The organism is Streptacidiphilus jeojiensis, assembly GCF_042510965.1.
GTDB lineage: Bacteria > Actinomycetota > Actinomycetes > Streptomycetales > Streptomycetaceae > Streptacidiphilus > Streptacidiphilus jeojiensis.
The window spans coordinates 970,596-994,041 of sequence record NZ_JBEUKS010000001.1 but is presented as its reverse complement, the minus strand read 5'-3'; the positions used below and the strand labels follow the sequence as shown (position 1 = coordinate 994,041).

Sequence of the window (23,446 nt, the reverse complement as noted above, 5' to 3'; positions counted from 1 at the left end):
CTGGGACCTCAGTCGTGCTGGGCCTCAGTCCTTCTGGGCGGGCAGGCGCAGGGTGAACACCGAGCCCTTGCCCACGGTGCTGTCCACGGAGACCGTCCCGCCATGGGCCTGGACCAGCTGGCGCACGATCGCCAGCCCCAGGCCGCTGCCGCCGGTCTGCCGGCTGCGGGACTTCTCCGCGCGCCAGAAGCGCTCGAAGACGTGCGGCAGGTTCTCGGGGCTGATGCCGTCACCGGTGTCGCCGACCTCGATCAGCGCCTCCGGTCCGTCCCGCCGGGCGCCGACGGTCACGCTGCCGCCCGCGGGGGTGTGCCGGATGCCGTTGGACACCAGGTTGCCGACCGCCTGGCGCAGCCGCAACGGATCGGCCACCAGCCCGGGGTCGCCGTCGGTACGGGTCTCCAGGGTGACGCCGGCCGCCCGGGCGGCGTCCTGGTGCGCCGCCGCCACCTGTTGCAGCACCTCGCGCAGCCGGACCGGCTCGGGGTGCAGCCGGAAGGTGTCCGCGTCGGCGGCCGCCAGGTCGCGCAGGTCGTCGATGATGTGCTGCAGCAGCAGGGCCTCCTGCAGCAGAGCTGACACCAGCTCAGGATCGGGGACCGCCACGCCGTCCTGGACCGCCTCCAGCCAGCCGCGGATGTTGCTCAGCGGAGTGCGCAGCTCATGGGCCACATCGCTGACCATGGCCTCGCGCTGCTGCTCGATGCGTTCGCGGCGCTGCGAGAGGTCGTTCAGCGCGGCCGCCAGGTAGCCGATCTCGTTCCGGCCCCGGACCGGCACCCGGGCGTGCGGCTCGTTGGGCCGCTGCGCCGCCTCGGCCAGCGCCCGCAGCGGGCGCACCAGCCGGGTGGCCACCAGCACGGTGACCGCCACGGTCACCGCCAGGACCAGCGCGGTCACCTCCACGATCCGGATCGTGTTGGCCCGGGACAGGTCGAACACCGAACCGGGGGTCCGGGCCGGGCTGGTGACGAAGAGCAGCGCGGCCGGGGCGACGTAGGGGGCCAGCTGCTCCCGGCGTCCGGACTCGATGCAGGTCGCGATGGACTGGGCGGCCTTGGTGGAGCTGGCCGGGCGTCCGGTCCAGGAGAAGTTCAGGTCGACCTGGACCGGCGGAATCCCCTGCCGGGCCAGACAGGGGTTGACCAGGGCGTCGAGCTGGTCCAGCGCCGTCTGCTCGCTGCGGGTGGGGAAGAGCAGCGGCTTGGCGTTGCACTTGTCCATCATCATCAGCCCGGCGTAGCCGCTGTTGGTGACAACGCTGGGCCGGCCGGCGGGACTGGTGCTGATCTGGGCGGTCAGCCCCAGGTCCTCCAGGCAGCCGACCGTCTCGTCCGCTGCGTCGCGCAGCTCCGCCTGCTCCTTGCTGCTGAGTTGGAAGGGACCGGTGGCCTGGGGAGCGATCCGGCTGGCGCCGGAGCCGAGGGCCAGGGAGGGGTCCAGATTGAGCGGGTCAACGACCGCCGAGGCCTGGGCCGGGAGCGGGGCGGCAGCCGTGGGGGTGGCTGCCGGCGCGGGGCCGCCCGCGGGTTGGGAGTCGGCTATGGAGGCGCGCGCGGAGGTGGTCAGGGCGATCCGGCGGCCGGTGCTGCGGGCCAGAGCGCTGACGGTCGGCCCGACGCCGTCCCAGTTGTGGTGGGTGGCGGCGAAGTCAAGCAGGGTGCTGTAGATGCTGGCGTCCTGGGACAGGGCCTGGCTCTGCTGCTGCTCGATGGCGCGGGAGGTCGACTTCACCGCCAGCCAGGCGGTCGCCGCGATCGAGCAGACCGCGACCAGCACCGAGGTGGCCAGCAGCCGCACCACCAGACTCCGGCGCAGCGGGACGCTACGGGGCACGGCGCCGACCGCCCGTTCCGTCGGTGAGCTTGTAGCCCACGCCGAACACGGTGACCAGGCGGACCGGACGGCGCGGGTCGGCCTCGATCTTCTTGCGCAGGTTCATCACGTGCATGTCGATGGTGCGCTCGGTGGTGCCGAGGTCCAGGCCGTGGATCTCCTGCAGCAGTTGGGCGCGGCTGAAGACCCGGTCCGGCTGGGCCGCCATGGCGGCCAGGATCTCGAACTCCCCGCGGGTGCACTCCACCGGCGCCGCGCCGATCCACACCCGGCGGCCGCCCGGATCGACGCCGAGGTCGCCCACGTGCAGGGCCCCGTCGCCCCACGGGCTGCCGTCCCGGTTGCGGCGCAGCAGGGTGCGGACCCGGGCCATCAGCTCCCGGGGGCTGTAGGGCTTGGTCATGTAGTCGTCGGCGCCCAGGCCGAGCCCCAGCAGCAGGTCGTCCTCGCTGGTGCGGGCGGTGAGCATCAGCACCGGCACCTCGCTCTCCCGGCGCAGCGTCCGGCACAGCTCCAGGCCGTCCATGCCGGGCATCATCACATCGAGGATGATCAGATCCGGGTGCCTGCGGCGGGCCTGCTCCAGCGCGGCGAGCCCGTCGTGGGCGACGAGGGCGGTCAGGCCCTCGTGCTCCAGATAGCGCCGGACGAGTTCGGCCTGCATCTTGTCGTCCTCGGTCACCAGGACACATGTACCCATGGGCGTGATCCTAGGCAGCCCGATCCTGGAAATCACCGGGCGGGGGAGCCGGAACCGGAATCTGACAACTATCTGACAACCTCTTCATCCCCAGGTCAGGGCGCGCTGTCCGGGACCCCCGGGCTCGCGGCGTACGCCTGGATCGGGGTCATCCCGACGCCGTTGACCTGGACGGTGTACAGATCGCCGACCTGGGCACAGGAGTTGACCTGGTCGCCGGTCTGGGCGTGCGCACCGTCCAGAGCCGCGCCGGCGCCGGTGGGCCGGCTGGCGCGGGACGGGTTCGGCGCGGCTGGCTTGGCTGCCGCGGCCTTGGCCGCTGCTGCCTCGGTGGCCGTCGTGGTGGGGGCTGTCGAGGCCGTGGCACCGGCGGAGGCGGAGGGATCGGCGGAGGCCGAGGGGGTGGGGGTGGGCTTCGCCGCTGCTGCCGTCAGGGAACGGTCGTTGATGATCGCGTCGAACAGCTGCTGCGCCTTGGCGTCGACGACGACCCGGTTGGAGTCCTGCGGGTCGGCGTGGGTCTGCATGGTGGTGAGGGTGATCCGGTCCGCGGGTACCTTGCCCAGGTCCTCGCCCAGACCGATCAGCTTGGCGAGGCTGCCCAGACCGGTGTCGACGGTCAGGGCCTTGGTCGCGGAGTTCGCCAGTCGCCACAGCGCGGCCGGGTCGCTGAGCGTTCCCGCGGTCTTGACCTTGTCGACCATCTGCGTGATGAACACGTGCTGGGCGTAGGTGCGGCCGAGGTCGCTGCCGTCGTCGAAGCCGTGCCGGGTGCGCAGGAACTCCAGCGCCGCCGTCCCCTTCAGAGTGTGGGTGCCCTTGCTGAGCTTGAGGCCCGAGTACGGGTCGTAGACGTTGTTGTCGACGCAGACGTTCACCCCGCCCACGGCGTCGGACATACTCACGACGCCGCTGAAGTCGATCATCACGAAGTGGTCGATGGGTATCCCGGTCAGCTTGTGCACCGCCGCCACCGAGCAGGCCGGGCCGTACTGCAGGGCGCTGTTGATCTGGTCGTAGGAGCCGGAGGTGTGGTCCCCGGTGGTGGGGTCGGTACAGGCCGGCAGGTCCATCATGGTGTCGCGCGGGATACTCATCACCGTGGCGTTGCTGCGGTCCGCCGACAGGTGCACCAGCATCTCCACGTCGGCGTTGGCGCCGGGCCCGCAGTCGCCGCCGATCTGGCAGTCGGCGGCGCTGTCGCGGGTGTCCGAGCCGATGAGCAGGATGTTGAGCGGGGTGTGCCCGAAGGCGTCCGGCTTCTCGACGCCCAGCCCGCTGCTCCGGTGCCCGGCGTCGGCCTGGGTGCCGCCCGGCGTGTCGGTGTAGAGCGAGGCGGTCCTGATGTTCCCGTTCAGGTGCTCGTAGAGGTACCCGGCACCGGCGGCCCCCAGGACCAGGATGCCGGCAGCGGACAACGAAAGGATCTTCAGCGCCTTCCTACGACCGACGCGCCGGCCCCCGCCGCCCGCTTCGACAGACCCTGCGTCATCCATGCCCGCAGCTCCATGACTTGGTTCCAGCATGGTCCGGACGCTAACGAAGAGATGTCAGAAACCGATCAGCACAGCACAGGAGCATGCAGAAGTGCTCCCCCGCTGCCGCTGGAACGAACCCTGCCGTGGCTGTCGTTGGCCGGATTCAGCTGTACTCGTCGAGGACGACGCACACGAGGGTGTCGTTCTGGTCGTAGAGGGCGGTGGCGCGGCCGCACCCGGCGGCGACGCCCGAGTGGAAGGCGATGCACATCGCCCCGTCGCCCGAAGCGGTGGGAACCTCCACCACGTTGGGGAGGCGTCCGGCCTCGGCGCCCTCCGCCAGTTCGGCCCGTACCCGGGTGGCGAACTCGGCGCTCCAGGCGAGCGAGGAGGCGGCACCGTCCCAGATCGCGCCGTCCGGACCGAGCGGCTGGTAGTCCTCGTAGACGTTGCGCATGCGCTCGGCGGCGAGTGCTTCGGCGATGGTGTCCGGGCTCGCGAGGGGGATGACCGCCAGGTTCACCCACGATGCCGGCATGTTGTACACCGCGCCCTTCTCCGGGTCCGGTCGGACCACCTCCAGGTAGATCGGGTGCGGGCCTAGCGGTATGTCCGTATGCGGGGTCAGCTCACCGGGATGCGGCTTGGCGAAGGCGACCTGCCCGGTCACCACCAGGTCGCTGACCCGGTGGAACGCATGACTCCCGCCCAGGTAGGGCCAGTCGCCCGCCTTGTCGTCGGCGAAGGTGCGGGCTATCCGGTCGAGGACCTCTGTGATCTCCATGACTCGGGATGATGGCATGCAGCACCGACATCCACGGCACCGGCACCGGGAGCCGACGCCACCGAGCCAGGAGGTGGGCCGTGCCCTACCAGGTTGCTGTCTGCGGTCCCCAGGACTGCACCGAGCGGGAGGCGGCCGATGCCTTCCGGGTCGGACAACTGCTGGCTGAGCGCGGTGCGGTGGTGCTCTGTGGCGGTGGCACCGGCGTCATGGCCGCTGTGGCTCGGGGAGCCCGCTCCCGTGGCGGCATCGTCATCGGCATCCGACCGGACGACGACCGCGCCGGCGCATCCTCCGACCTGTCGGCCGTCGTCCTCACCAACCTGGGGGAGGCCCGCAACGCGGTACTCGTCTGGTCCGCCGACGCGGTGATCTCCATCGGCGGGTCCTGGGGAACGCTCAGCGAGATCGCACTGGCCAAGCGCCGCGGCGGCATCCCGGTCGTCTGCCTGGGCGGATGGCGGCTGATCGACGCCGAAGGCAATGCCGTCGAGGGAATCGACCACACCTCCACGGCCGAGGAGGCGGTCCGCCGGGCGATGGGTGTCGGCACCGACATGTAGCGTCCGGACATGGTCACTTCGAGCCAACCCACAAGTGGTGGAGGGTTCTTGATGAACAACCAGGAGCGCGGTGAGATCCGTGCGGCCGTCGCCGACGTCTGGCGGCGGATAGACACCTGGCTGGGTGAGCATGCCCCAGCGATGCTTTCCGGGCTCGGTGGCCCGGCGAGCCCTGAGGAGATCGCGGCTGCCGAGCGGGACCTCGGTCTCACCCTGCCGGTGGACTTCGCCGCCTCCTGCGCGATCCACCGCAGGGTGGCGCTCAACGGCGTTCTCTCCAACATCTGGCAGGGCGACGTCAGCGAGTTGGCGAAGTGGCGGGACGACTCGTTGGACGAGGGCCCGGGCAGTTCGAACGATCCGGACGACGAGATCCGTCGGGACCAGGAATGGCGTCGTGGCTGGGTCCTGCTGGACTACGAACCCGACGGCTCCAGCGTCATCCTCGACCTGGACCCGGGGCCGGACGGTGTCGTGGGCCAGATCATCTACATGGACCAGGCCTGCATCGACGAGGTCATCTCACGATGCTGGCTGGACGAACTGCGCGACTTCGCGGACGAGTTGGAGGCGGACCGCTACACCTACGACCCGTCCAAGTCCTCGTTGTGCTACCGGACCGGATCCCGGTCGCATTGATTCGGACGGCGCAGCGACGTGTCCCGCCTACCGCAGTCCGGTCCCAGGTTCGATGCGGAGACGGGCCCGCAGCCACAGGTGGTCGGTGATGGTGGCGACCTCCTCGACGACCTCGATCGACTCGATCGCGTGCGCTGCCTGCGGGCTGGTCAGGATCCGGTCGGGGCGGTTGACCAGTTCATGGCCGGGCCAGTGGCCGGTGGTCGGCTTTCGGCTGTCGAGGAGCTCGGCGACGTCGGAGAAGCCCGCGTCGGCCAGCCGCTGGATCGGGCGCAGGTCCGGGACGGTGCTGCCGGGAAGGGCCAGGCCGGCGCGGAGCCGGGGGGAGATGCCGGACAGGTCGGTGTCCGCGTCGGCGGTGTTGGCGTCCATGCCGAGCAGGACCAGGCCCTTGGCCGGGACGTGCTCGATCAGCTGCTCGGCCTCCAGCAGCCGGTGGGCCGGGCTGCGCGGGCTCAGGTGCGCGGAGACGACGGTCAGTTCGGTCTCCGAACCTCCGGGGCCGGGGAGGGTGAGGTCCACGCGCAGCGCACCGTGGTGCCAGAGCCCGCCACTCAGCGTCCTGCTGGCCGTGACGGCCAGCGGTGCCCTGACGAACACGGCCACGTGCAGCCCGGTGCTGACCCGACCGAGGACCCCGCGCATCCCCAGGGTCCGCTCGGCCCGGTAGAACAGCCGCCGGTCGTCGTCAGCGAACCACATGCACTCCTGGAAGCACACGACGTCGGCCTGCTGGCGCCCGGCCGCATGCATCAGGGCATCGAACCGGCCCTCGGCCCGCGAGCCGCCGAGCCCACCGGTCAGCAGGTTCGCCGAGACCAGCGTGACCACGTTCGCCATTACGCCTCGATCCTCAGGGCTGTCGGTCTGCCGACTGCCAGCTTGCCTCACGAAGGAGAAGACCTCGGTCAAGCAGGCCGACTGCGTGCAGAAGACCACCCCGATGCGCCGCGAGTGCGTTCCGGCTGTCGGGCACGACATGCAGATCGGGCGTCAGAAGATGGCGCGCATCCAACTGTCGACCGTGGCTGTGCCGGCGACCGGCCAGGTGATGGCGATGGCGAGTTGCAGGGCGGCGGCGGTGCCGAGGAGGAGGCAGAGGGTGCGGCTCGGGCGGGCCGGGATGGTGGCGGCGGGGAGGAGGGTGAGCAGCAGGAAGCTGGTCATGCGGGAGTAGCCGAAGCCGAGCCAGTCGCCGAAGAAGAGGATGATGACCGGGATGAAGAAGCCCAGGGTGATGGTCGCCCGGACGAACAGACGGTAGCCGGAGCCGATGGTGCCGGTCAGGATGAGGGCGGCGACCAGCAGGTAGAGCGGGGCGTGCGCGATGGAGGAGGCGGTGTCGCGCAGGGCGATGCCGAAGCTGCTTCGGACGTCCCGGTAGGCGCCGCCCCTGCTGTCGGTCAGCCAGTTGAACGAGTTGCCGGTGAGGCGCCACACCGTGAAGGTCCAGCCCAGTGCCGCCGCCGCGATCGGGAACCCCAGGACGAGCGCGGTGGCCGGGATGGCCGCGGGCTCGGCGCGGTAGCGGCGGACGGCCAGCAGGGGCGCGCCGATGATCAGCCAGAGGGCGTAGGGAAGGGCGATGGCCGCACAGCCGAAGGCCACCGCGAGGAACAGTCCGGCCTGGAAGCCGCCCTCGGTCTCGGCGAAGGCGGCGAAGCGCAGGAAGCCGCCGAGGGCGAGGGTGAGGAAGAGCAGCGAGGTGATGCCCGACAGGTCCTGGGCGCTGAGGTACCACAGCGAGCTGTCGCCGAGCAGGGCCGCGCACAGCAGCACGATCAGCGGCGCCGGGAGCCGGGCCACGACCAGGCGGGCGAGGTACACCGAGAGCAGCGTGCCGGCGGCGAACGCGCCGACGATGCTCTGTGCCGCCGGGCGCCAGCCGGTTGGGAGGAGCGCGAGCGGTCCGGTCAGCAGCGGCGGATAGGCCAGTTGGGCCGCCGAGAGGTCGTGCCATCCGGTGCGGACGGCGGCGGCGTGCTGCTCCAGCAGGGTGCGCGGGCTGCTGCTGTAGCCCAGGTGTGTGACCCAGAAGGCGAGCGCGGCGAACGGCAGCGCGAGCAGCAGTCGCAGGGCCCAGCGGCGACTGGCGGTTGACGGCCAGTCAGCTCCGGTCCAGGCCCACTGCCGGCTGCGGACCGGGGCCCAGGTCCGGGACCTGGCCCGGGTGGCGGACGGTGCTGAGGCCATGGGTGGTCTTCTCCCAGTAGTGCGGTCGGGTGATCAGTTGCCACAGTGCCTTGTACGCCGCGGCGCAGTGCAGCAGCCAGTACAGCGGGGTGAGCACGGCCCAGGGCACCAGCCGGTAGCGCCGGCGGCGGAAGGCACCCATCATCGAGACGTAGATCATCGCGGCGTTGCCGACGACCAGGTCGAACATCGAGACCGCGAGCAGCCAGGCCGGGAGCACCCCGGTGAGTCGGCTGACCGGTCCCAGCAGCGACACCAGGAACAGCAGTAGCAGTGGCGGGGCGGCCAGGAAGCCGGCCGGGGTGCCGCCGATCAGCAGCACGAAGGCCAGGGTCTGCCCCAGGCCGATGGTCCGGGTCAGCCGCACCGGGGCGCGCAGGTGCACCAGCAGCGTCTGCAGGTAGCCCTTGACCCAGCGGGAGCGCTGCCGGATCCAGTTGCCGTAGGCCCGGTTGGCCTCCTCGTAGGTGGTGGAGCCGACCACGCTGACCCGCCAGCCCTCGGCCGCCGCCCGGACGCCCAGGTCGGCGTCCTCGGTGACGTTGAACGGGTCCCAGCCGCCGAGCCGGCGCAGCGCGTCGGTGCGGAAGTGGTTGGAGGTGCCGCCCAGCGGGATGGGCAGCCGCAGGTCGTCCAGGCCGGGGAGCATGTAGTCGAACCAGAAGGAGTACTCCAGGGTGAACATCCTGGTGAGGGCGTTCTCCTCGGCGTTCCAGTAGTTGAGCGCGGCCTGGACGCAGACGGTGTCGCCGTCGGCGCGGGTGAAGGCCAGGTGCGCCTTCTTCAGCTGGTCCGGGTCGGGCTGGTCCTCTGCGTCGTAGATGACCAGGTAGTCGCCGCGGGCGAAGAACAGCCCGACGTTGCACGCCTTGGGCTTGGTCCTGGGCTCGCACTGCGGGACGACAACCAGCTTCATCCAGGCGGGTGGTTGGGCGGCCCGGGCAGCTGCGACCGTCTCGCTGTCGTCCTCCTCCAGCAGCACCAGCACTTCGAGCTTGGCTCGGGGCCAGTCCAACTCCCCTAGATTGTAAAGGAGTTGGCCGACGATTCCAGCCTCGCGGTAGACCGGGACCAGTACAGTGAAGCCCGGCAGCGAGCCCTCGTCCAGGGCGTCCAGGTCGGCGGCGCCGATCGGCTCCTCGCGCTCGCGTTCGGCGCCGCGCATGCAGACCACGAACTTGAACACCACACTGAAGAGGAACGCGACGTTGACCACCGTGAAGACGGCGGTCAGCGCGGACCGCCAGTCGGCCAGGAATCCGAGTGCGATCAGGACCACCAGCACTGCGGCGATCACCTGCTGAGCCCGAGTCAGCACCCGTTGTGCGGACTGGAGCGGAGAGCGAAGGGCCAGGCCGGAGACGGCCAGCTCCACCAACTCCTCGCGGTGGCACCGCAGCAGGGCCTCACGAAAGGCGTCCTGACTGACGACAGCCGGCTCCACCGGGGCGCCCACGGCCTGCGCCACCTGCTGCACACGCTCCCGGTCGGGCCGGCCGACGAAGCCGACCCGTACCGCGCCGCCGTCCGCGGACCGCCACAGCGGGATCCAGCCCTCCCGCCACAGCCGGGCCGCGGGCTGCGCATTCACCTGGACGGGGTCGGCCGCCGACTCCTGCAGAGCGACATACGGCACACCCCAGTGCCCGGCGAGCAGCCGGTCCAGCTGCTCCTGGCCCACCGCCCCCTCCGCCGCCAGCTGCTCCGCCAGCGGCACCCGGAGCCGGACGGCCTCGGCGTGCGCCCGCGCCAGTGCGTCGCTCGGCGGCAGCACGGCCAGGACGTCCTGGTCCGGTGGGGAGTACGGAAGGGTTTCCATGGACGCGATGATCCGGCCCGGCAGGTGCGCCACCGGGTACGCGGAGCGCTGCCGTGCTCAGGAACACCCTGTTGGCCGAACCCGTGCTCCTCGCCCTGACGGGCCGCGGTGTACGGGTCAGCCGCCGGGTCGCCAGCCGAGGGCCGGGCCGAGGCGGGTGGCGATGTCGGTGAGGATCTGGACGTAGTCCTCGTGCTCGAAGGTGAACGGCAGGGCGAAGGCGACCTCGTCGATCTCGCGGAAGGCGGCGTGGGCGTAGAGCTGTTCGGCGATCTGGGCGGAGGTGCCGACCAGATCCGGTGCGAACAGCAGTTGCCCAGGCCCCTGCGGGGTCGTGGTCCGCGGCATCCGCTTGTCGGCGAAGGCCCGGTACTTCGCGCGCTGCTCCGCCGAGGCGGAGTCGACGGGGATGACCACCAGGCCCTGCGAGACCCGGGCCCGCTCGCCGTCCGGGTGGTGCGCCCGGAAGGTGCGGATGAGGGACTGCTGGATCGCGGCGAAGTCCGGAGCCGCCCCCGCCTCCTGCGCCGTCCCCGCCTCCTGGGACTCCGCCTTGACCACGCTGCTGGTCAGGAAGTTCATCCCGTGCTCACCGGCCCACCGGGCGGACCGCGAGCTCGCGCCCCCGTACCACATCCGCCGGCCCAGGCCGGGGGAGTGCGGCTGGACCCGGTCGGAGAACACCTCAAAGCCCTCGACGCCGCTGAAACCGGTGACCGGCTCGCCGCGCACGCAGTCCAGCAGCCGCTGCATCCGGTCGTAGCCGAAGTCCTCGGCGTCGGCGGTGCCGGGGTAGAGCGCGTCCTGCACCTGGTCGAGGCGCCTGGGCGGGCCTACGCTGAGACCCGGGTTGAGGCGGCCTCCTGACAGGATGTCGACCGTCGCCAGGTCCTCGGCCAGCCGCAGCGGGTTCTCCCAGCCCAGCGGGATCACCGCGGTGCCGAGTTCGATGCGGCTGGTGCGCTGGGAGGCCGCCGCCAGCACGGCGACCGGCGAGGAGATGCCGTACTGCAGGTGACGGTGGCGCACCCAGGCGCTGTCGAAGCCCAGTTGCTCGCCCAGCCGGATGATCTCCAGGGTCGACTCGTGCCCGGGACCGGGGTCGTTCCCGTCGAACAGTCCGATGGTGAGGAAGCCCAGCTGGCGCAACGGCTCCGAGGTCAGTGGCACAGTGTTCTCCTGCGTATCAGTGCTGCGGTGGGCGGCCAGACCGTCAGGTTGCCTCCAGTGCCAGGACGAAGTCCACCCGGTCGTGCAGAGTCGCCAGGCTGTGGCCGGTCAGCTCCTCGATGCGCCGGATCCGGTAGCGCAGGCTGTTCACATGGATGTGCAGCTCCTCGGCGCAGCGCAGCCAGGAGCCGGAGGTGTCCAGGAAGACGGTGAGGGTGTGCAGCAGGTCGGTGCGGCGCCTGAGGTCGTAGTCCTCCAGCACACCGATCAGCTGCTCCCGGAACAGCTGCCGGACCTCGTCGGAGACCGAGGCGAGCAGCAGCAGGCGCGAGGACAGGTCCTCCGGGCCGGAGCTGCGGACCGGGCCGGTGCCGAGGCGGGCGATCCGGTGCGCGTGCTCGGCCACCTCGACGGAGCGGCGCAGCGCCGCCATGCCCACGGCCGGGCGACCGGTGCCGATCGCCGCGAAGCCCTGGGCGATCAACGGGTGCAGCCGGACCGCCGCCTCGGTGACCAGCCGGCGCGCGTCCGCGTCGTCCGCGGGCAGCAGCATCAGGTAGGCGCCGTCCTGGTGCAGGGGCGTGGAGCAGCCCGGTAGCCGGCCGGCCGCCTCTTCCAGCACGACGGCGGCCAGTTCCGCCCCGTAGCTGGTGCCGCGGGTGCTGACGACGGCAGCGACCAGCGGGCGGGTCGGGTCGATGCCCAGGCTGCGCAGCCGGCTGTGGGCGGCGTCGGGGTCCCCGGTGCGCAGCAGTTCCAGGGACTCCCGCAGGAAGCGCTCCTCGATCAGCCGACGCTCCTGTCCGGCGACCCGGTCCAGCGCGAGCAGCGCGCAGACCTGCACGGCCGCGTCGGCGACCCCGGGCGCCCAGTCGCGGTAGTCGCCACCGGCGGCCAGATAGGCCACCGGTGGCCGGTGCGCCACCGGTGCCTGGACCGGGAAGAAGCTGACGCTGCCGCCTGCGGGGGCGGGGCGCACGGTGGGGAAGGTCGCGGCGCCCAGCGCCGCCCGGTGCGCGGAGCGGAGCTGATGCGGTGACAGTTCCGGCAGGTGGCCGGCCACCTGCCGGCCGCCCGCCGAGAGCACCGCGCACCACACGCCCGAGGCCCGGGCGAAGACCTCGACCAGCCCGTCCGGTCCCTCGCCCGAGGCCATGCTGGCGACCAGGCCCCGGTGCAGGTCGGCGCCGGGCGCCCGCCGGGCCGGGCCGGCCAGTCCGGCCAGCACCGACTCGGTGACGGTGGCGAAGGACACCTCGTCGCCGACGGTCAGCAGCGCCAGTCCGTGCCGCAGGCACGCCTCGGCGAGCGGCTCGGGGAGGTCGCCGCGTCCCGCCGTCCCGGCGACCAGGGCCGCGCTGCCGGCCCCGGCCAGGGCCCGGACGAAGACCTCGGCGTCCTGCGGGGCGCGGTACCAGGTGGTGCTGGTGAGCACCAGTTCACCGCCGGCGAGGTAGCGCCCGGGATCAGGCAGGTCGGTGGTGTAGACGCCGCGTACCCGGCGCGCTGGTCCCGGCGCCGGGACCAGCGGGACCAGGCCGAGGCGGGGATTGCGGAGCAGGTCGTCCAGCAGCACCGGCTGTCCTCCTTGCCGCCGGACCTGGACACCTGGGGGCGGTGGCCGGGGAGGCGATTGTTACGGGCACGTACACCGGCGTACATGGGGTTCGGAGGATGCTACGAGATCAAGGTGTCGCCGGTGTTTCCAGCTCTGGAGACGCGTGCGATCCGCGACGGCGGCCCCGGCCGGTTCACTGATGCGCATCGCCGTCCGGCTTCCCCGAGGAGACCGCAATGCGCACCGACGCACCCATGCCGCCCAGCGGCGCCAGACCTGTGGACAGCGCCTTCCGGATCGAGGCCACCGGTACCGAACCGGTGCCCGCCGGCCTTCGGCACGGCCGTCCCTGGTCGGTGTTCACCCTGTGGTTCGGGGCCAATGTGCAGTTCGCGACCCTGACCGTGGGCGCGCTCTCCACCGCCGTGTTCGGACTGACCTTCGTCCAGGCCGCCCTCGCGGTGACGCTGGGCACGCTGCTCCCGTCCGTGCTGATCGGCCTGCTCTCCACCCGGGGCCCGGGTACCGGCGTGCTCCAACTGATCCAGGCCCGCGCCCCGTTCGGGCTGCTGGGCAACCTCCCCTCGGCACTGTTCACGGTGGTGAACGGGGTGGGCTGGTGCGCCGTGGACAGCACGCTCGGCGTGTTCATCCTGCGGCACCTGCTGCACCTCGCCTTCGCCCCGGCCCTGCTGGTGGTGATGGCCGCTCAGATCGCCGTGGCACTCCTCGGCTACCGCATGATCCACACCGTGGAGCGGGTGCTGGCCGTGCTGCTGGTGGCGGTCTTCGCGGTGGTGTCGGTGTACGGCTTCGCCCACCTCCACGCCGCCCCCGCGCAGGGGCCCGCCGCCGGGACGGCGGGCGCCTTCGTCCTCACTGTGACGGTCACCGCGGCGCGCTGCCTGGGCTGGGCCTCCTACGCCTCGGACTACAGCCGCTACCTGCCGCAGCACACGTCGCCGCGCCGGGTGTTCCTGGCGGCGGCCGGCGGGACCGCGCTGGCGGGCGTGTGGATCGGGGTGCTCGGAGCCGCCCTGGGCACGGTGGGCTTCATCAGCGACCCGAGCTCCATGGTGAGCGGGCTGCTGCCGGCGGCGCTGGGCACGGTCACCCTGGTCTCGCTGCTGCTGTCCACCCTGTCCTCCACCGTCATCGACCTCTACTCGGGCGCCATGGGCGCCCTGGTGGCCGGCTTCCAGGTGCGCCGATGGGTGTCGGTGCTGGTCGTCGGCGGCCTCGGCTCGGTACTGGCCTGGGTGGCGGGGCAGGGCGACTACGCCACGTCCTTCCAGAACTTCCTACTGTTGACCGGCTACTGGCTGGCGCCGTGGGCCGCGGTGATGGTGACCGCCTTCTGGATCAGCGGGCGCGGCTCCGCGGTGGACACCGCGGTGCTGTACGACCGCCGGCACCGTTTCGGCCGCGGACTGCCCGCCGCCCTGCTGGGCCTGGCGGCCACGGTGCCCTTCATCAGCCAGACCCTCTACACCGGACCCGTCGCCGCCGCCCATCCCGGCCTCGGCGACATCGGCCCCTTCGTCGGCTTCGCGGTGGCCGCCCTGGCCTACACCGCGCTCACGGCTCGACGGCCCGCGCCGGTCCGAACCGATCCGCACGACCCCACCACCTCGCCCTCCACCCCGGGAGTACCGCTGTGACCTCCGCCCCGTCCATCGAGGACCGGCAGTTCCTCACCCTCGCCATCGCCCTGGCCGACCTTTCCCGCAGGGCCGGCAACCACCCCTTCGGCGCCCTGCTGGTCCTCGGCGGCGAGGCCGTGCTCCAGGCCTGCAACAGCGTGGTCACCGAGAACGACGCCACCGGGCACGCCGAGACCAACCTGGTCCGGCTGGCATCGCGGTCCTACGGCCGTGCCGAGTTGGCCAAAGCCACCCTATACACCAGCAGCGAGCCCTGCGCGATGTGCTCCGGCGCCGTCTACTGGAGCGGCATCGGCCGCGTCGTCTACGCGCTGGGCGAGGACGAGCTGCTGGCCCTGACCGGGGCCAGCGAGGAGAACCCCACCATGGCGCTGCCCTGCCGCACGGTGTTCGCGGCGGGCCAGCGGCCGATCGAGGTGGCCGGACCCTACCTGCGCGAGCAGGCCGCCGCCGTGCACCACGGCTTCTGGAGCTGACACCCGCTCACGCCCCCTCACGCTCACACCGTCCCACCCCGACCCGCATCCCCGATCTGCACCGGAGCCGCACCATGCGTACCCCCCGCACCCTGATCCGCAACGGCATCGTCATCCCCTGCGAAGGCGGCAGGACGGTGTACGACCCGGGCTCGGTCCTGATCGAGGACGGCCGGATCATCGCCGTCGGCCCCGTCGAGCAGCTCGACGCCGCCGCTGCGGACGCCGTGGTCGTCGATGCCACCGGACACGCCGTCATCCCCGGCCTGCACAACTGCCATCTGCACTCCGGGCTGCTGCGCGGGACCGCCGAGTCCAAGTCCCTGTGGGACTGGCTGCGCGACTACGTCGACCCTGCCCACAAGGCGCTCACCCCCGAGATCGCCGAAGCCGCCTCGCTGCTGTGCTACACCGAGTCGCTGCGGGCCGGCACCACTTCGGTGATGGACATGTGGCGCTTCATGGAGGGCTCAGCGGAAGCCGCCGACCAGGTCGGCATCCGCGCCACCCTGGTGCCCTACGTCGCAGACCTGCCCGGCTACGACTACTTCGAGTCGATCGAGAGCAATCGCCGCCTGCTGGAGTCCTACCGCAGCCACGCCGGCGGCAGGGTGCGCTCCTGGGTGGGCCTGGAACACCTCTTCTACTGCAGCCCCGAAGCGTTCAAGGCCGCCGCCCACCTCGCCGACGAGTTCGACACCGGCCTGCACACCCACTCCTCGGAGACTATCTGGGAGGTGCAGGAGTCGCTGCGGCGCTTCGGCCGCCGCCCGGTCGAGGAGTTCTTCAACCGCGGCATCCTGGGCCCGCGCACCGTCGTCGCCCACTGCGTCTGGCTGGACGACCGGGAGATCGAACTGCTGGCGCAGACCGGGACGTCGGTGGCCCACTGCCCGTGCTCCAACATGAAGCTCTCCTCCGGCCCCGCCCGCGTCGTCGACATGCGCAGCAAGGGAATCGCCGTCGGGCTGGGCAGCGATGGCGAGAAGGAGAACAACAACCTGGACCTGCTGGAGGAGATGAAGTTCGCCTCCCTGCTCCAGAAGGTCACCACGCTCGATCCGACCACCGGCGACCCCTGGGACGTCCTCGCCATGGCCACCCTGGACGGCGCCCGCGCGCTGGGACTGGACTCGACCACCGGCTCCCTGGAACCGGGCAAGCAGGCCGACGTCGTCACCGTCGACCTGCGCCGACTGCACACCACCCCGCTGCTGCACGGGCCGGACTTCAACGCCACCGCGCACCTGGTGTTCTCCTCCGGAGCAGCCGACGTCGACCAGGTCTGGGTCGACGGCCGACTGCTGGTCGACGGCGGCGAAGTCCTCTCCGTGGACACCGGGCAGGTGCGCGAACGCGCCCAGGCCGCGGCCGAGGACCTCTTCCGGCGCCGGGCCGACCTGGCCGGTTAGGCGGTGAGGCCGGCCATCCAGGCCTCGACCTCCGCGGAGCTGCGGGGGAGCGCGGCCGACAGGTTCTCGCTGCCGGTATCGGTGACCAGGAGGTCGTCCTCGATGCGGACGCCGATGCCGCGGTACTCGGCCGGGACGGTGAGGTCGTCGGGCTGGAAGTACAGGCCGGGTTCGACGGTGAGCACCATCCCGGGCTCCAGCAGGCCGTCGACATAGGTGTCGGTGGCGGCCTGGGCGCAGTCGTGGACGTCCAGGCCGAGCATGTGGCCGGTGCCGGCCATGGTGAAGCGGCGCTGCAGGCCGAGCTGGTAGACACGTTCGGCCGCGCCCTCCAGCAGGCCCCACTCGACCAGCCGCTCGGCGAGCACGCGTTGGGCCGCCTCGTGGAAGTCGCGGTAGCGGGCGCCGGGGCGGACGGCGGCGATGCCGGCCTCCTGGGCCTGGTGGACGGCGTCGTAGATGCGGCGCTGCAGGGGCGTGAAGCTGCCGCTGATGGGGAGGGTGCGGGTGACGTCGGCGGTGTAGAGGGTGTGGGTCTCGACGCCGGCGTCGAGCAGCAGCAGCTCGCCGGGGCGCACCGGGCCGTCGTTGCGCACCCAGTGCATGATCGTGGCGTGCTCGCCGGCGGCGCAGATGGACCCGTAGCCGACCTGGTTGCCCTCCAGACGGGCGCGGCGGAAGAAGGTGCCCTCGATCCACCGCTCCGAGGTGGCCACCGCGGTGTCCAGCTCGCGCACCACGTCGGTGAAGCCGCGGACCGTGGAGTCGACCGCCCGGCGCAGCTCGGCGATCTCGAACGCGTCCTTGACCAGCCGGAGTTCGGCGAGGGCGGCCTTGAACTGACTGTCGCGTTCCTGGTCGGTGACCAGGGCCGCCTCGATGCCGGCGTCGTAGCCGCGGACGACCCGGGTGGGGGCGCTCGGTGCGGCCTTCAGCTCCTCGGCGGCGTTGCGGACGTCGCGGCAGGGCAGGCCGAGGACCTGCTGCGCCTCGGCGAGGCTGCGGCGGCGGCCGACCCACAGCTCGCCCTTGGCTGCGCCCTGCCAGAACTCGCCGGTGGAGCGGTCGGAGCGGGGCAGCAGGTAGGCGGTGGCGTCATGGCCGCCGTCCGGGCGCGGTTCCAGGACCAGGACGGCGTCCTCGGTCTGGTCCCCGGTCAGGTGGACGTACTCACTGGCGGCCCGGAACGGGTAGTGGCTGTCGTTGGCGCGGACCTTGAGGTTGCCGGCCGGGACCACCAGGCGCTCGCCGGGGAAGCGGGCCGACAGCTCGGCGCGGCGCTCGGCGGCGTAGCGGGCCTGCGGGTCGGGTCGGAGGTCGCGCTGCTCGGTGTCGGCCCAGCCGCCGGCCATCAGCGCGGCCAACTCCTTCGAGGGCGGCGGGTAGAGGCCGTTCTTGCGGGCGACGGCAGGGGTGGGGGCCGGGTCCTCGGTCATGGAACTGCCCTTCTCGGTGTGCACGGTGCTTGGCGTCGGTTAAAGTATGTGACATATTACTGATGTGAGCAATCCTCCGACCTTTGATGTCGTGGTCGTCGGCGCCGGAATGGTCGGCGCTGCCTGCGCCTACTACGCCACCCGCGCCGGGCTGCGCACGGTCCTGGTGGACCGGGGGCCGGTCGCCGGCGGCACCACCGGGGCCGGCGAGGGCAACCTGCTGGTCTCGGACAAGGCGCCGGGGCCGGAGCTGGACCTGGCACTGCTCTCGCTACGGCTGTGGCGCGGGCTCATCGCCGAACTGGGCGCCGAACTGGGCGCCGACGGTGCCTGCGAGTACGAGCCCAAGGGCGGCCTGGTGGTCGCCTCCGGAGCCGACGGGATGCGGGCGCTGGAGGGCTTCGCCGAACGGCAGCGCAGCTCCGGGGTGGACGCCGTCCCAGTCCCGGCCGACGCCCTGCACGACCTCGAACCGCAGCTCGCGCCGGGGCTGGCCGGCGGTGTCCACTACCCGCAGGACGCCCAGGTCCAGCCCGCGCTGGCCGCGGCCCGACTGGTGCGCGCGGCCCGGCGCCAGGGTGCGGAGCTGCGGCTCGGGACCGCCGTCACGGGCCTGCTGCGGGGCAGCGGCGGCGAGGTCCGCGGGGTGGTCACCGACCGGGGCGAACTGCACGCCCCCGCCGTGGTCAACGCCGCCGGCACCTGGGGCGGCGAGCTTGCCGCCCTGGCAGGGGTGCGGCTGCCGGTGCTGCCCCGGCGCGGCTTCGTGCTGGTCACCGAGCCGCTGCCGGCCCGGACGGTCCGTCACAAGGTCTACGCCGCCGACTACGTCGCCGACGTCGCCAGCGACTCCGCAGCCCTGCAGACCTCCGCGGTGGTCGAGGCCACGGCGGCGGGCCCGGTGCTGATCGGCGCCAGCCGGGAGCGGGTCGGCTTCGACCGCACCTTCTCACCGGCCGCCGCACGCCGGCTCGCCGCGCAGGCGGTGGCGCTCTTCCCCGGGCTGGCCCGGGTCGCCGTGATGCGCGGCTACCTGGGCTTCCGGCCCTACCTGCCGGACCACCTGCCCGCGATCGGCGCCGACCCGCGCGCCCCCGGTCTGCTGCACGCCTGCGGGCACGAGGGCGCGGGCATCGGCCTCGCTCCGGCGACCGGGTACCTGCTGGCCCAGGCCCTGACCGGGACGGCGACCGAGCTGGACCTGGCGCCCTTCCGGCCCGACCGCTTCCCCGAGGAGGCAGCGCCGTGAACCGCGCGCGCATCCGCATCCGTGACCGGGCCCGTGACCGGGCCGTCGCCCGCGCCCGCACCCCGCTCGGCCTGGTCCGGGCCGAGCCGGACCCCGGCTTCACCGTCGACTTCGACGGACGCGAACTCCCCGCGCTGCCGGGCCGGACCGTGGCGGCCGTGCTCTGGTCGGCGGGCATCGTCTCCTGGCGCCGGACCCGCGACGGCGGCGAGCCGCGCGGGGTCTTCTGCGGCATCGGAGCCTGCTTCGACTGCCTGGTGACCGTCAACGGGCAGCCCAACCAACGCGCCTGCCTGGTCGCCGCGGCGCCGGGCGATGTGATCCACAGTCAGGAGGGGACCGGCCATGGTGACTTCGAGCAGTGACACCCCGCTCGCGGTGATCGGCGCCGGGCCCGCCGGACTGGCCGCCGCGCTGGCCGCCGCCGACGCCGGGATCCGGGTGACCCTGGTGGACGCCGCACCGCAGGCCGGCGGCCAGTTCTACCGGCAGACCGCAGCGGGCCTGGGCGCCCGGCGACCGCAGGCACTGCACCACGCCTGGGGCACCTGGCGGCGACTGCGGGCCCGGCTGGACGCGCACATCGCGGCCGGACGGATCACCCAGCTGTCCGACCGTCAGGTCTGGCTGCTAGAACCCGGATTCACCGTCAACACACTGCACGGGACCGGCTCCCGAGCGGGCGGGACGCTGACCGCGGCGGCGGTGGTACTGGCCACCGGCGGCTACGAGAAGGTGCTGCCGTTCCCCGGCTGGACGCTACCGGGCGTCCTGACGGCCGGCGGCGCGCAGGCGATGCTCAAGGGCGGACTGGTGCTGCCCGGACGCACGGCCGTAGTGGCCGGGACCGGGCCGCTGCTGATGCCGGTCGCCGCCGGGCTGGCCGCCGCCGGGGCACGGGTGGCCGCGCTGGTGGAGTCGGCCGACCCGCGCGCCTTCGTCCGGCACACGGCGACCCTGGCCGCGCACCCCGCCAAGCTGGCCGAGGGCGCCGGCTACGCCGCCCGACTGGCCCGGCACCGGGTACCGGTGCGCTGGCGGCACGAGGTGGTCGCCGCGCACGGCACCGACCGGGTCGAGGCGGTGACCGTCGCCGGACCGGACGGCGCCGAACGGCGGATCGCCTGCGACACACTGGCCGTGGGCAACGGGATGGTGCCGCACACCGACCTGGCCGAGACCCTCGGCGCCCGCGTCGAGCACGACTCGGTGGCGGTGGATGCCGAACAGCGCACCTCGGTGCCCGGGTTGTGGGCGGCCGGTGAGGCGACCGGGATCGGCGGGGCCGAACTGGCTCTCGCCGAGGGCGAGATCGCCGGTCGGTCGGCGGCGGCCCGGCTGAGCGGAACCGAACCCGACCCGGGCACCTGGACGGCGGCCGCCCGGACCCGCAGGCGGCTGCGGGAGTTCTTCGCGGCGATCGACACCGTCTACACGCCCCCGCCCCGATGGCCGGAGCGGGTCAGCGGCGACACCCTGCTCTGCCGCTGCGAGGAGGTGCCGGCCTCGGCAGTCCGCGAGGCCGTCGAGGAGCTCGGCGCCGCCGACCTGCGGACCGTGAAGCTGCTGACCCGGGCCGGAATGGGCTGGTGCCAGGGGCGGATCTGCGCCCCCGGGGTCGCCGGGGTGGCCGGCTGCGCGGTCGGCACCGCACGCCGGCCGTTCGCCCAGCCGGTCCCGCTGGGTGTGCTGGCACAGGGCGACGAACCGCGCCCATGACTGACGAACCACGCCCATGAGCGACAAGCCGCGCCGATGACTGACGAACCAACTGGTAGGAGAGAGACAGCGATGACCGTCCCTGAGCAGAACCGCCCCTGGCACGGCGTCCTGGTCGCCACCGCCCTTCCGCTGCGCGACGACCTGTCCGTGGACTACGAGGCCTTCGCCGCGCACTGCGCCTGGTTGGTCGAGAACGGCTGCGACGGTGTGGTCCCCAACGGTTCCCTGGGCGAGTACCAGGTGCTCACCCCGGAGGAACGGGCCAGGGTCGTCGAGACCGCCGTCGAAGCCGTCGGCGGGCAGCGGGTGATCCCCGGGGTGGCCGCGTACGGCTCCGCCGAGGCGCGGCGCTGGGCCGAGCAGGCGCGCGAGGCGGGCTGCGCGGCCGTGATGCTGCTGCCGCCGAACGCCTACCGCGCCGACGAGCGCTCGGTACGGGCCCACTACGCCGCGGTGGCCGAGGTCGGCCTGCCGGTGGTGGCCTACAACAACCCGCACGACACCAAGGTCGACCTGACGCCGGAACTGCTGGCGCGGCTGCACGCGGACGGACACATCCAGGCGGTCAAGGAGTTCAGCGGCGACGTCCGGCGCGCCTACCGGATCGCCGAACTCGCGCCGGAGCTGGACCTGTTGATCGGCGCGGACGACGTCCTGCTGGAGCTGGCCACCGCCGGCGCCAAGGGCTGGGTGGCGGGCTACCCGAACGCCTTGCCCAGGGCGACGGTGGAGCTCTACCGCGCCGCCGTCGCCGGCGACCTGGCCACCGCCGTCCCGCTCTACCGGCAGCTGCACCCGCTGCTGCGCTGGGACTCCAGGACGGAGTTCGTCCAGGCCATCAAACTGTCCATGGACATCGTCGGCCGGCCCGGCGGCGCCTGCCGTCCCCCGCGCGTGCCGCTGCTGCCGGAGCAGGAGAAGGCGGTCCGCGCCGCCACCGAGCAGGCCGTCGCCGACGGCCTCGGCTGACGCACGCACGAGACCCACGAGAAGGAGGGCACCCGCACATGCGCAGCAGACTCGTCCTGCACGCCGTCGACTCCCACACCGAGGGCATGCCCACCCGGGTGGTCACCGGAGGCGTCGGCACCGTCCCCGGCGCGACCATGAACGAGCGCCGCATCCACCTGCGCGACCACCTCGACCACATCCGACCGTTCCTGATGAACGAGCCGCGCGGCCACTCGGCGATGAGCGGGGCGATCCTCCAGCCGCCGACCCGGCCCGACGCCGACTTCGGGGTGGTCTTCATCGAGGTCTCCGGCTACCTGCCGATGTGCGGGCACGGCACGATCGGCGTGGCGACCGTCCTGGTGGAGACCGGGATGGTGCCCGTGGTCGAGCCGGTGACCACCATCCGGCTGGACACCCCGGCCGGCCTGGTGGTCGCCGAGGTCGCGGTCCGGGACGGCGCGGCGACCGCGGTGACGCTGCGCAACGTGCCCTCCTTCTCGGTCGCCCTGGACCGCAAGGCGACCCTGGCCGACGGCCGTACGGTCACCTACGACCTCGCCTACGGCGGCAACTTCTACGCGATCCTGCCGCTGGAGCAGTTCGGCCTGCCCTTCGAGCGCTCGCGCAAGGACGAGATCCTGGCGGCCGGACTGGCGCTGATGGACGCCATCGAGGCGGCCGGTGCCCCGGTGCACCCGGAGGACCCCACCATCCACGGCTGCAAGCACGTTCAGCTGCTGGCGCCCGGCTCCACAGCCACCCGCTCCCGGCACGCGATGGCCATCCACCCCGGATGGTTCGACCGTTCCCCCTGCGGCACCGGCACCAGCGCCCGGATGGCGCAGCTGCACGCCAGGGGCGAACTGCCGCTGGAGCAGGACTTCGTCAACGAGTCCTTCATCGGGACGAGCTTCACCGGCCGGCTCACCGGTACCGCCGAGGTCGGCGGCCTGCCCGCGGTGCTGCCCACCATCACCGGCCGCGCCTGGATCACCGGCACCGCCCAGTACCTGCTGGACCCGACCGACCCGTTCCCGACCGGCTTCGTCCTCTGACCGGCCCGGCCGCCGCTGACGGCGGCGGCCCCTGACCTGGCATAGCATCGAGCCGCATCAAGGAAGGAGCATCGCATGGCCGACGAACCCGCTCTGCCGACCCTCGGTGGTGCGCGCCCCAGCTACCGCGAGCGCGTGGCCGACGCGCTGCGGGCCGCGCTGGTCGCGGGCGAGCTGCGGCCCGGTCAGGTCCACTCCGCTCCGACCCTGGCCGCCCGCTTCGGCGTCTCGGCCACCCCGGTCCGCGAGGCGCTGCTCGACCTCGTCAAGGAGGGCCTGCTCGAACCGGTGCCCAACAAGGGGTTCCGGGTCACCGAGGTCACCGGGCGCCAGCTGGACGAGTACACCCAGATCCGGGCCCTCATCGAGATCCCGACCACCGTCGGCCTGGCCGCCAGCGCCGACCCGGCGGCCCTGGAAGCACTGCGGCCCGTCGCCCTGGAGATCGTCACGGCCGCGGCCGCCGGAGACCTGATCGGTTACATCGAGGCCGACCGCCGCTTCCACCTCGGCCTGCTCGCCCTGGCCGGCAACCAGTACCTGGTCGAGGTCGTCGGCGACCTGCGCAAACGCTCCCGGCTGTACGGGCTGAACGCCCTGGTGGAACACGGGTTGCTGGACTCCTCGGCGGAGGAGCACCTGGAACTCCTGGACGCGCTGCTGCTGCGTGACGCCCAGTTGGTCCAGAGCATCATGACCCGCCACCTGGTGCATGTGCGCGGCATCTGGGCGGAGTGA

The 23,446-nt window shown here is 72.5% G+C and carries 21 protein-coding genes; 11 read left to right on the top strand and 10 right to left on the bottom strand.

Going from position 1 to position 23,446, the window contains the following annotated elements; translation table 11 throughout:
- Window positions 1-24: 24 nt before the first annotated feature.
- The 4 genes from ABUW04_RS04505 to ABUW04_RS04490 form a co-directional block, all read right to left on the bottom strand.
- The gene (locus tag ABUW04_RS04505) at window positions 25-1,836 is read right to left on the bottom strand and encodes a sensor histidine kinase (protein WP_380562910.1); all 1,812 of its coding nucleotides are present in this window, start codon (window positions 1,834-1,836) and stop codon (window positions 25-27) included.
- Window positions 1,826-2,536 carry a response regulator transcription factor gene (locus ABUW04_RS04500; RefSeq protein ID WP_380562908.1) on the bottom strand — a complete coding sequence of 237 codons (711 nt, stop codon included), beginning with the start codon at window positions 2,534-2,536 and terminating at the stop codon, window positions 1,826-1,828. The genes ABUW04_RS04505 and ABUW04_RS04500 overlap by 11 nt, the downstream gene beginning before the upstream one ends.
- 95 nt (window positions 2,537-2,631) lie before the next feature.
- Window positions 2,632-3,954 carry an LCP family protein gene (locus ABUW04_RS04495; protein WP_380562906.1) on the bottom strand — a complete coding sequence of 441 codons (1,323 nt, stop codon included), beginning with the start codon at window positions 3,952-3,954 and terminating at the stop codon, window positions 2,632-2,634.
- A 223-nt stretch (window positions 3,955-4,177) separates the two neighbouring features.
- Window positions 4,178-4,798, bottom strand: coding sequence for a hypothetical protein (locus ABUW04_RS04490; protein WP_380562904.1), 621 nt, complete (start codon window positions 4,796-4,798; stop codon window positions 4,178-4,180).
- A gap of 80 nt (window positions 4,799-4,878) precedes the next feature.
- On the opposite strand from ABUW04_RS04490, the gene ABUW04_RS04485 reads away from it, so the two are divergent.
- Together ABUW04_RS04485 and ABUW04_RS04480 are read left to right on the top strand one after the other, a co-directional pair.
- A complete protein-coding gene (locus tag ABUW04_RS04485; protein WP_380562902.1) occupies window positions 4,879-5,361 on the top strand; it encodes a TIGR00725 family protein in 483 nt (160 codons plus the stop codon).
- A gap of 51 nt (window positions 5,362-5,412) precedes the next feature.
- Window positions 5,413-6,000, top strand: coding sequence for an SMI1/KNR4 family protein (locus ABUW04_RS04480; RefSeq protein ID WP_380562900.1), 588 nt, complete (start codon window positions 5,413-5,415; stop codon window positions 5,998-6,000).
- 27 nt (window positions 6,001-6,027) lie between these two features.
- On the opposite strand, the gene ABUW04_RS04475 is transcribed toward ABUW04_RS04480, so the two are convergent.
- The 5 genes from ABUW04_RS04475 to ABUW04_RS04455 all read right to left on the bottom strand — a co-directional run bounded on the left by ABUW04_RS04475 (window position 6,028) and on the right by ABUW04_RS04455 (window position 12,758).
- Window positions 6,028-6,840, bottom strand: a complete 813-nt coding sequence (locus ABUW04_RS04475) for an endonuclease/exonuclease/phosphatase family protein (protein WP_380562898.1) — start codon at window positions 6,838-6,840, stop codon at window positions 6,028-6,030.
- A gap of 153 nt (window positions 6,841-6,993) precedes the next feature.
- Window positions 6,994-8,193, bottom strand: a complete 1,200-nt coding sequence (locus ABUW04_RS04470; protein ID WP_380562896.1) for a hypothetical protein — start codon at window positions 8,191-8,193, stop codon at window positions 6,994-6,996.
- Window positions 8,108-10,012 carry a glycosyltransferase gene (locus ABUW04_RS04465; RefSeq protein ID WP_380562894.1) on the bottom strand — a complete coding sequence of 635 codons (1,905 nt, stop codon included), beginning with the start codon at window positions 10,010-10,012 and terminating at the stop codon, window positions 8,108-8,110. The genes ABUW04_RS04470 and ABUW04_RS04465 overlap by 86 nt, the downstream gene beginning before the upstream one ends.
- 117 nt (window positions 10,013-10,129) lie before the next feature.
- A complete protein-coding gene (locus ABUW04_RS04460; RefSeq protein WP_380562892.1) occupies window positions 10,130-11,182 on the bottom strand; it encodes an LLM class flavin-dependent oxidoreductase in 1,053 nt (350 codons plus the stop codon).
- A 43-nt stretch (window positions 11,183-11,225) separates the two neighbouring features.
- Window positions 11,226-12,758 (bottom strand): helix-turn-helix domain-containing protein, encoded by a 1,533-nt coding sequence (locus ABUW04_RS04455; RefSeq protein ID WP_380562890.1) that lies wholly within the window; start codon window positions 12,756-12,758, stop codon window positions 11,226-11,228.
- Between the two features lie 218 nt (window positions 12,759-12,976).
- Here ABUW04_RS04455 and ABUW04_RS04450 point away from each other — a divergent pair, with 218 nt between their 5' ends.
- The 3 genes from ABUW04_RS04450 to ABUW04_RS04440 all read left to right on the top strand — a co-directional run bounded on the left by ABUW04_RS04450 (window position 12,977) and on the right by ABUW04_RS04440 (window position 16,292).
- A complete protein-coding gene (locus ABUW04_RS04450; protein WP_380562888.1) occupies window positions 12,977-14,401 on the top strand; it encodes a purine-cytosine permease family protein in 1,425 nt (474 codons plus the stop codon).
- A complete protein-coding gene (locus tag ABUW04_RS04445; RefSeq protein ID WP_380562886.1) occupies window positions 14,398-14,880 on the top strand; it encodes a nucleoside deaminase in 483 nt (160 codons plus the stop codon). Before ABUW04_RS04450 ends, ABUW04_RS04445 begins: the two co-directional genes overlap by 4 nt.
- Window positions 14,881-14,954: 74 nt before the next feature.
- Entirely contained in the window at window positions 14,955-16,292 is a 1,338-nt protein-coding gene (locus ABUW04_RS04440; protein ID WP_380562883.1) for an amidohydrolase family protein, read from the top strand.
- Here ABUW04_RS04440 and ABUW04_RS04435 read toward each other — a convergent pair.
- A complete protein-coding gene (locus ABUW04_RS04435; protein ID WP_380562880.1) occupies window positions 16,289-17,728 on the bottom strand; it encodes an aminopeptidase P family protein in 1,440 nt (479 codons plus the stop codon). The two genes, ABUW04_RS04440 and ABUW04_RS04435, sit on opposite strands and share 4 nt — an antisense overlap.
- Before the next feature lie 64 nt (window positions 17,729-17,792).
- Here ABUW04_RS04435 and ABUW04_RS04430 point away from each other — a divergent pair, with 64 nt between their 5' ends.
- From ABUW04_RS04430 to ABUW04_RS04405, 6 genes are all read left to right on the top strand, one after another.
- On the top strand, window positions 17,793-18,977 hold the full coding sequence (locus ABUW04_RS04430; protein WP_380562878.1) for an NAD(P)/FAD-dependent oxidoreductase: 1,185 nt from the start codon (window positions 17,793-17,795) through the stop codon (window positions 18,975-18,977).
- 17 nt (window positions 18,978-18,994) lie between these two features.
- Entirely contained in the window at window positions 18,995-19,342 is a 348-nt protein-coding gene (locus ABUW04_RS04425; protein WP_380563449.1) for a (2Fe-2S)-binding protein, read from the top strand.
- Complete coding sequence (locus tag ABUW04_RS04420) at window positions 19,323-20,696, top strand: FAD-dependent oxidoreductase (RefSeq protein ID WP_380562876.1); 1,374 nt, start codon at window positions 19,323-19,325, stop codon at window positions 20,694-20,696. The genes ABUW04_RS04425 and ABUW04_RS04420 overlap by 20 nt, the downstream gene beginning before the upstream one ends.
- 72 nt (window positions 20,697-20,768) lie before the next feature.
- Window positions 20,769-21,668 (top strand): dihydrodipicolinate synthase family protein, encoded by a 900-nt coding sequence (locus tag ABUW04_RS04415; RefSeq protein WP_380562874.1) that lies wholly within the window; start codon window positions 20,769-20,771, stop codon window positions 21,666-21,668.
- Window positions 21,669-21,706: 38 nt separating this feature from the next.
- Window positions 21,707-22,708, top strand: a complete 1,002-nt coding sequence (locus ABUW04_RS04410; protein ID WP_380562872.1) for a proline racemase family protein — start codon at window positions 21,707-21,709, stop codon at window positions 22,706-22,708.
- Window positions 22,709-22,783: 75 nt separating this feature from the next.
- Window positions 22,784-23,446 carry a GntR family transcriptional regulator gene (locus ABUW04_RS04405; protein WP_380562870.1) on the top strand — a complete coding sequence of 221 codons (663 nt, stop codon included), beginning with the start codon at window positions 22,784-22,786 and terminating at the stop codon, window positions 23,444-23,446.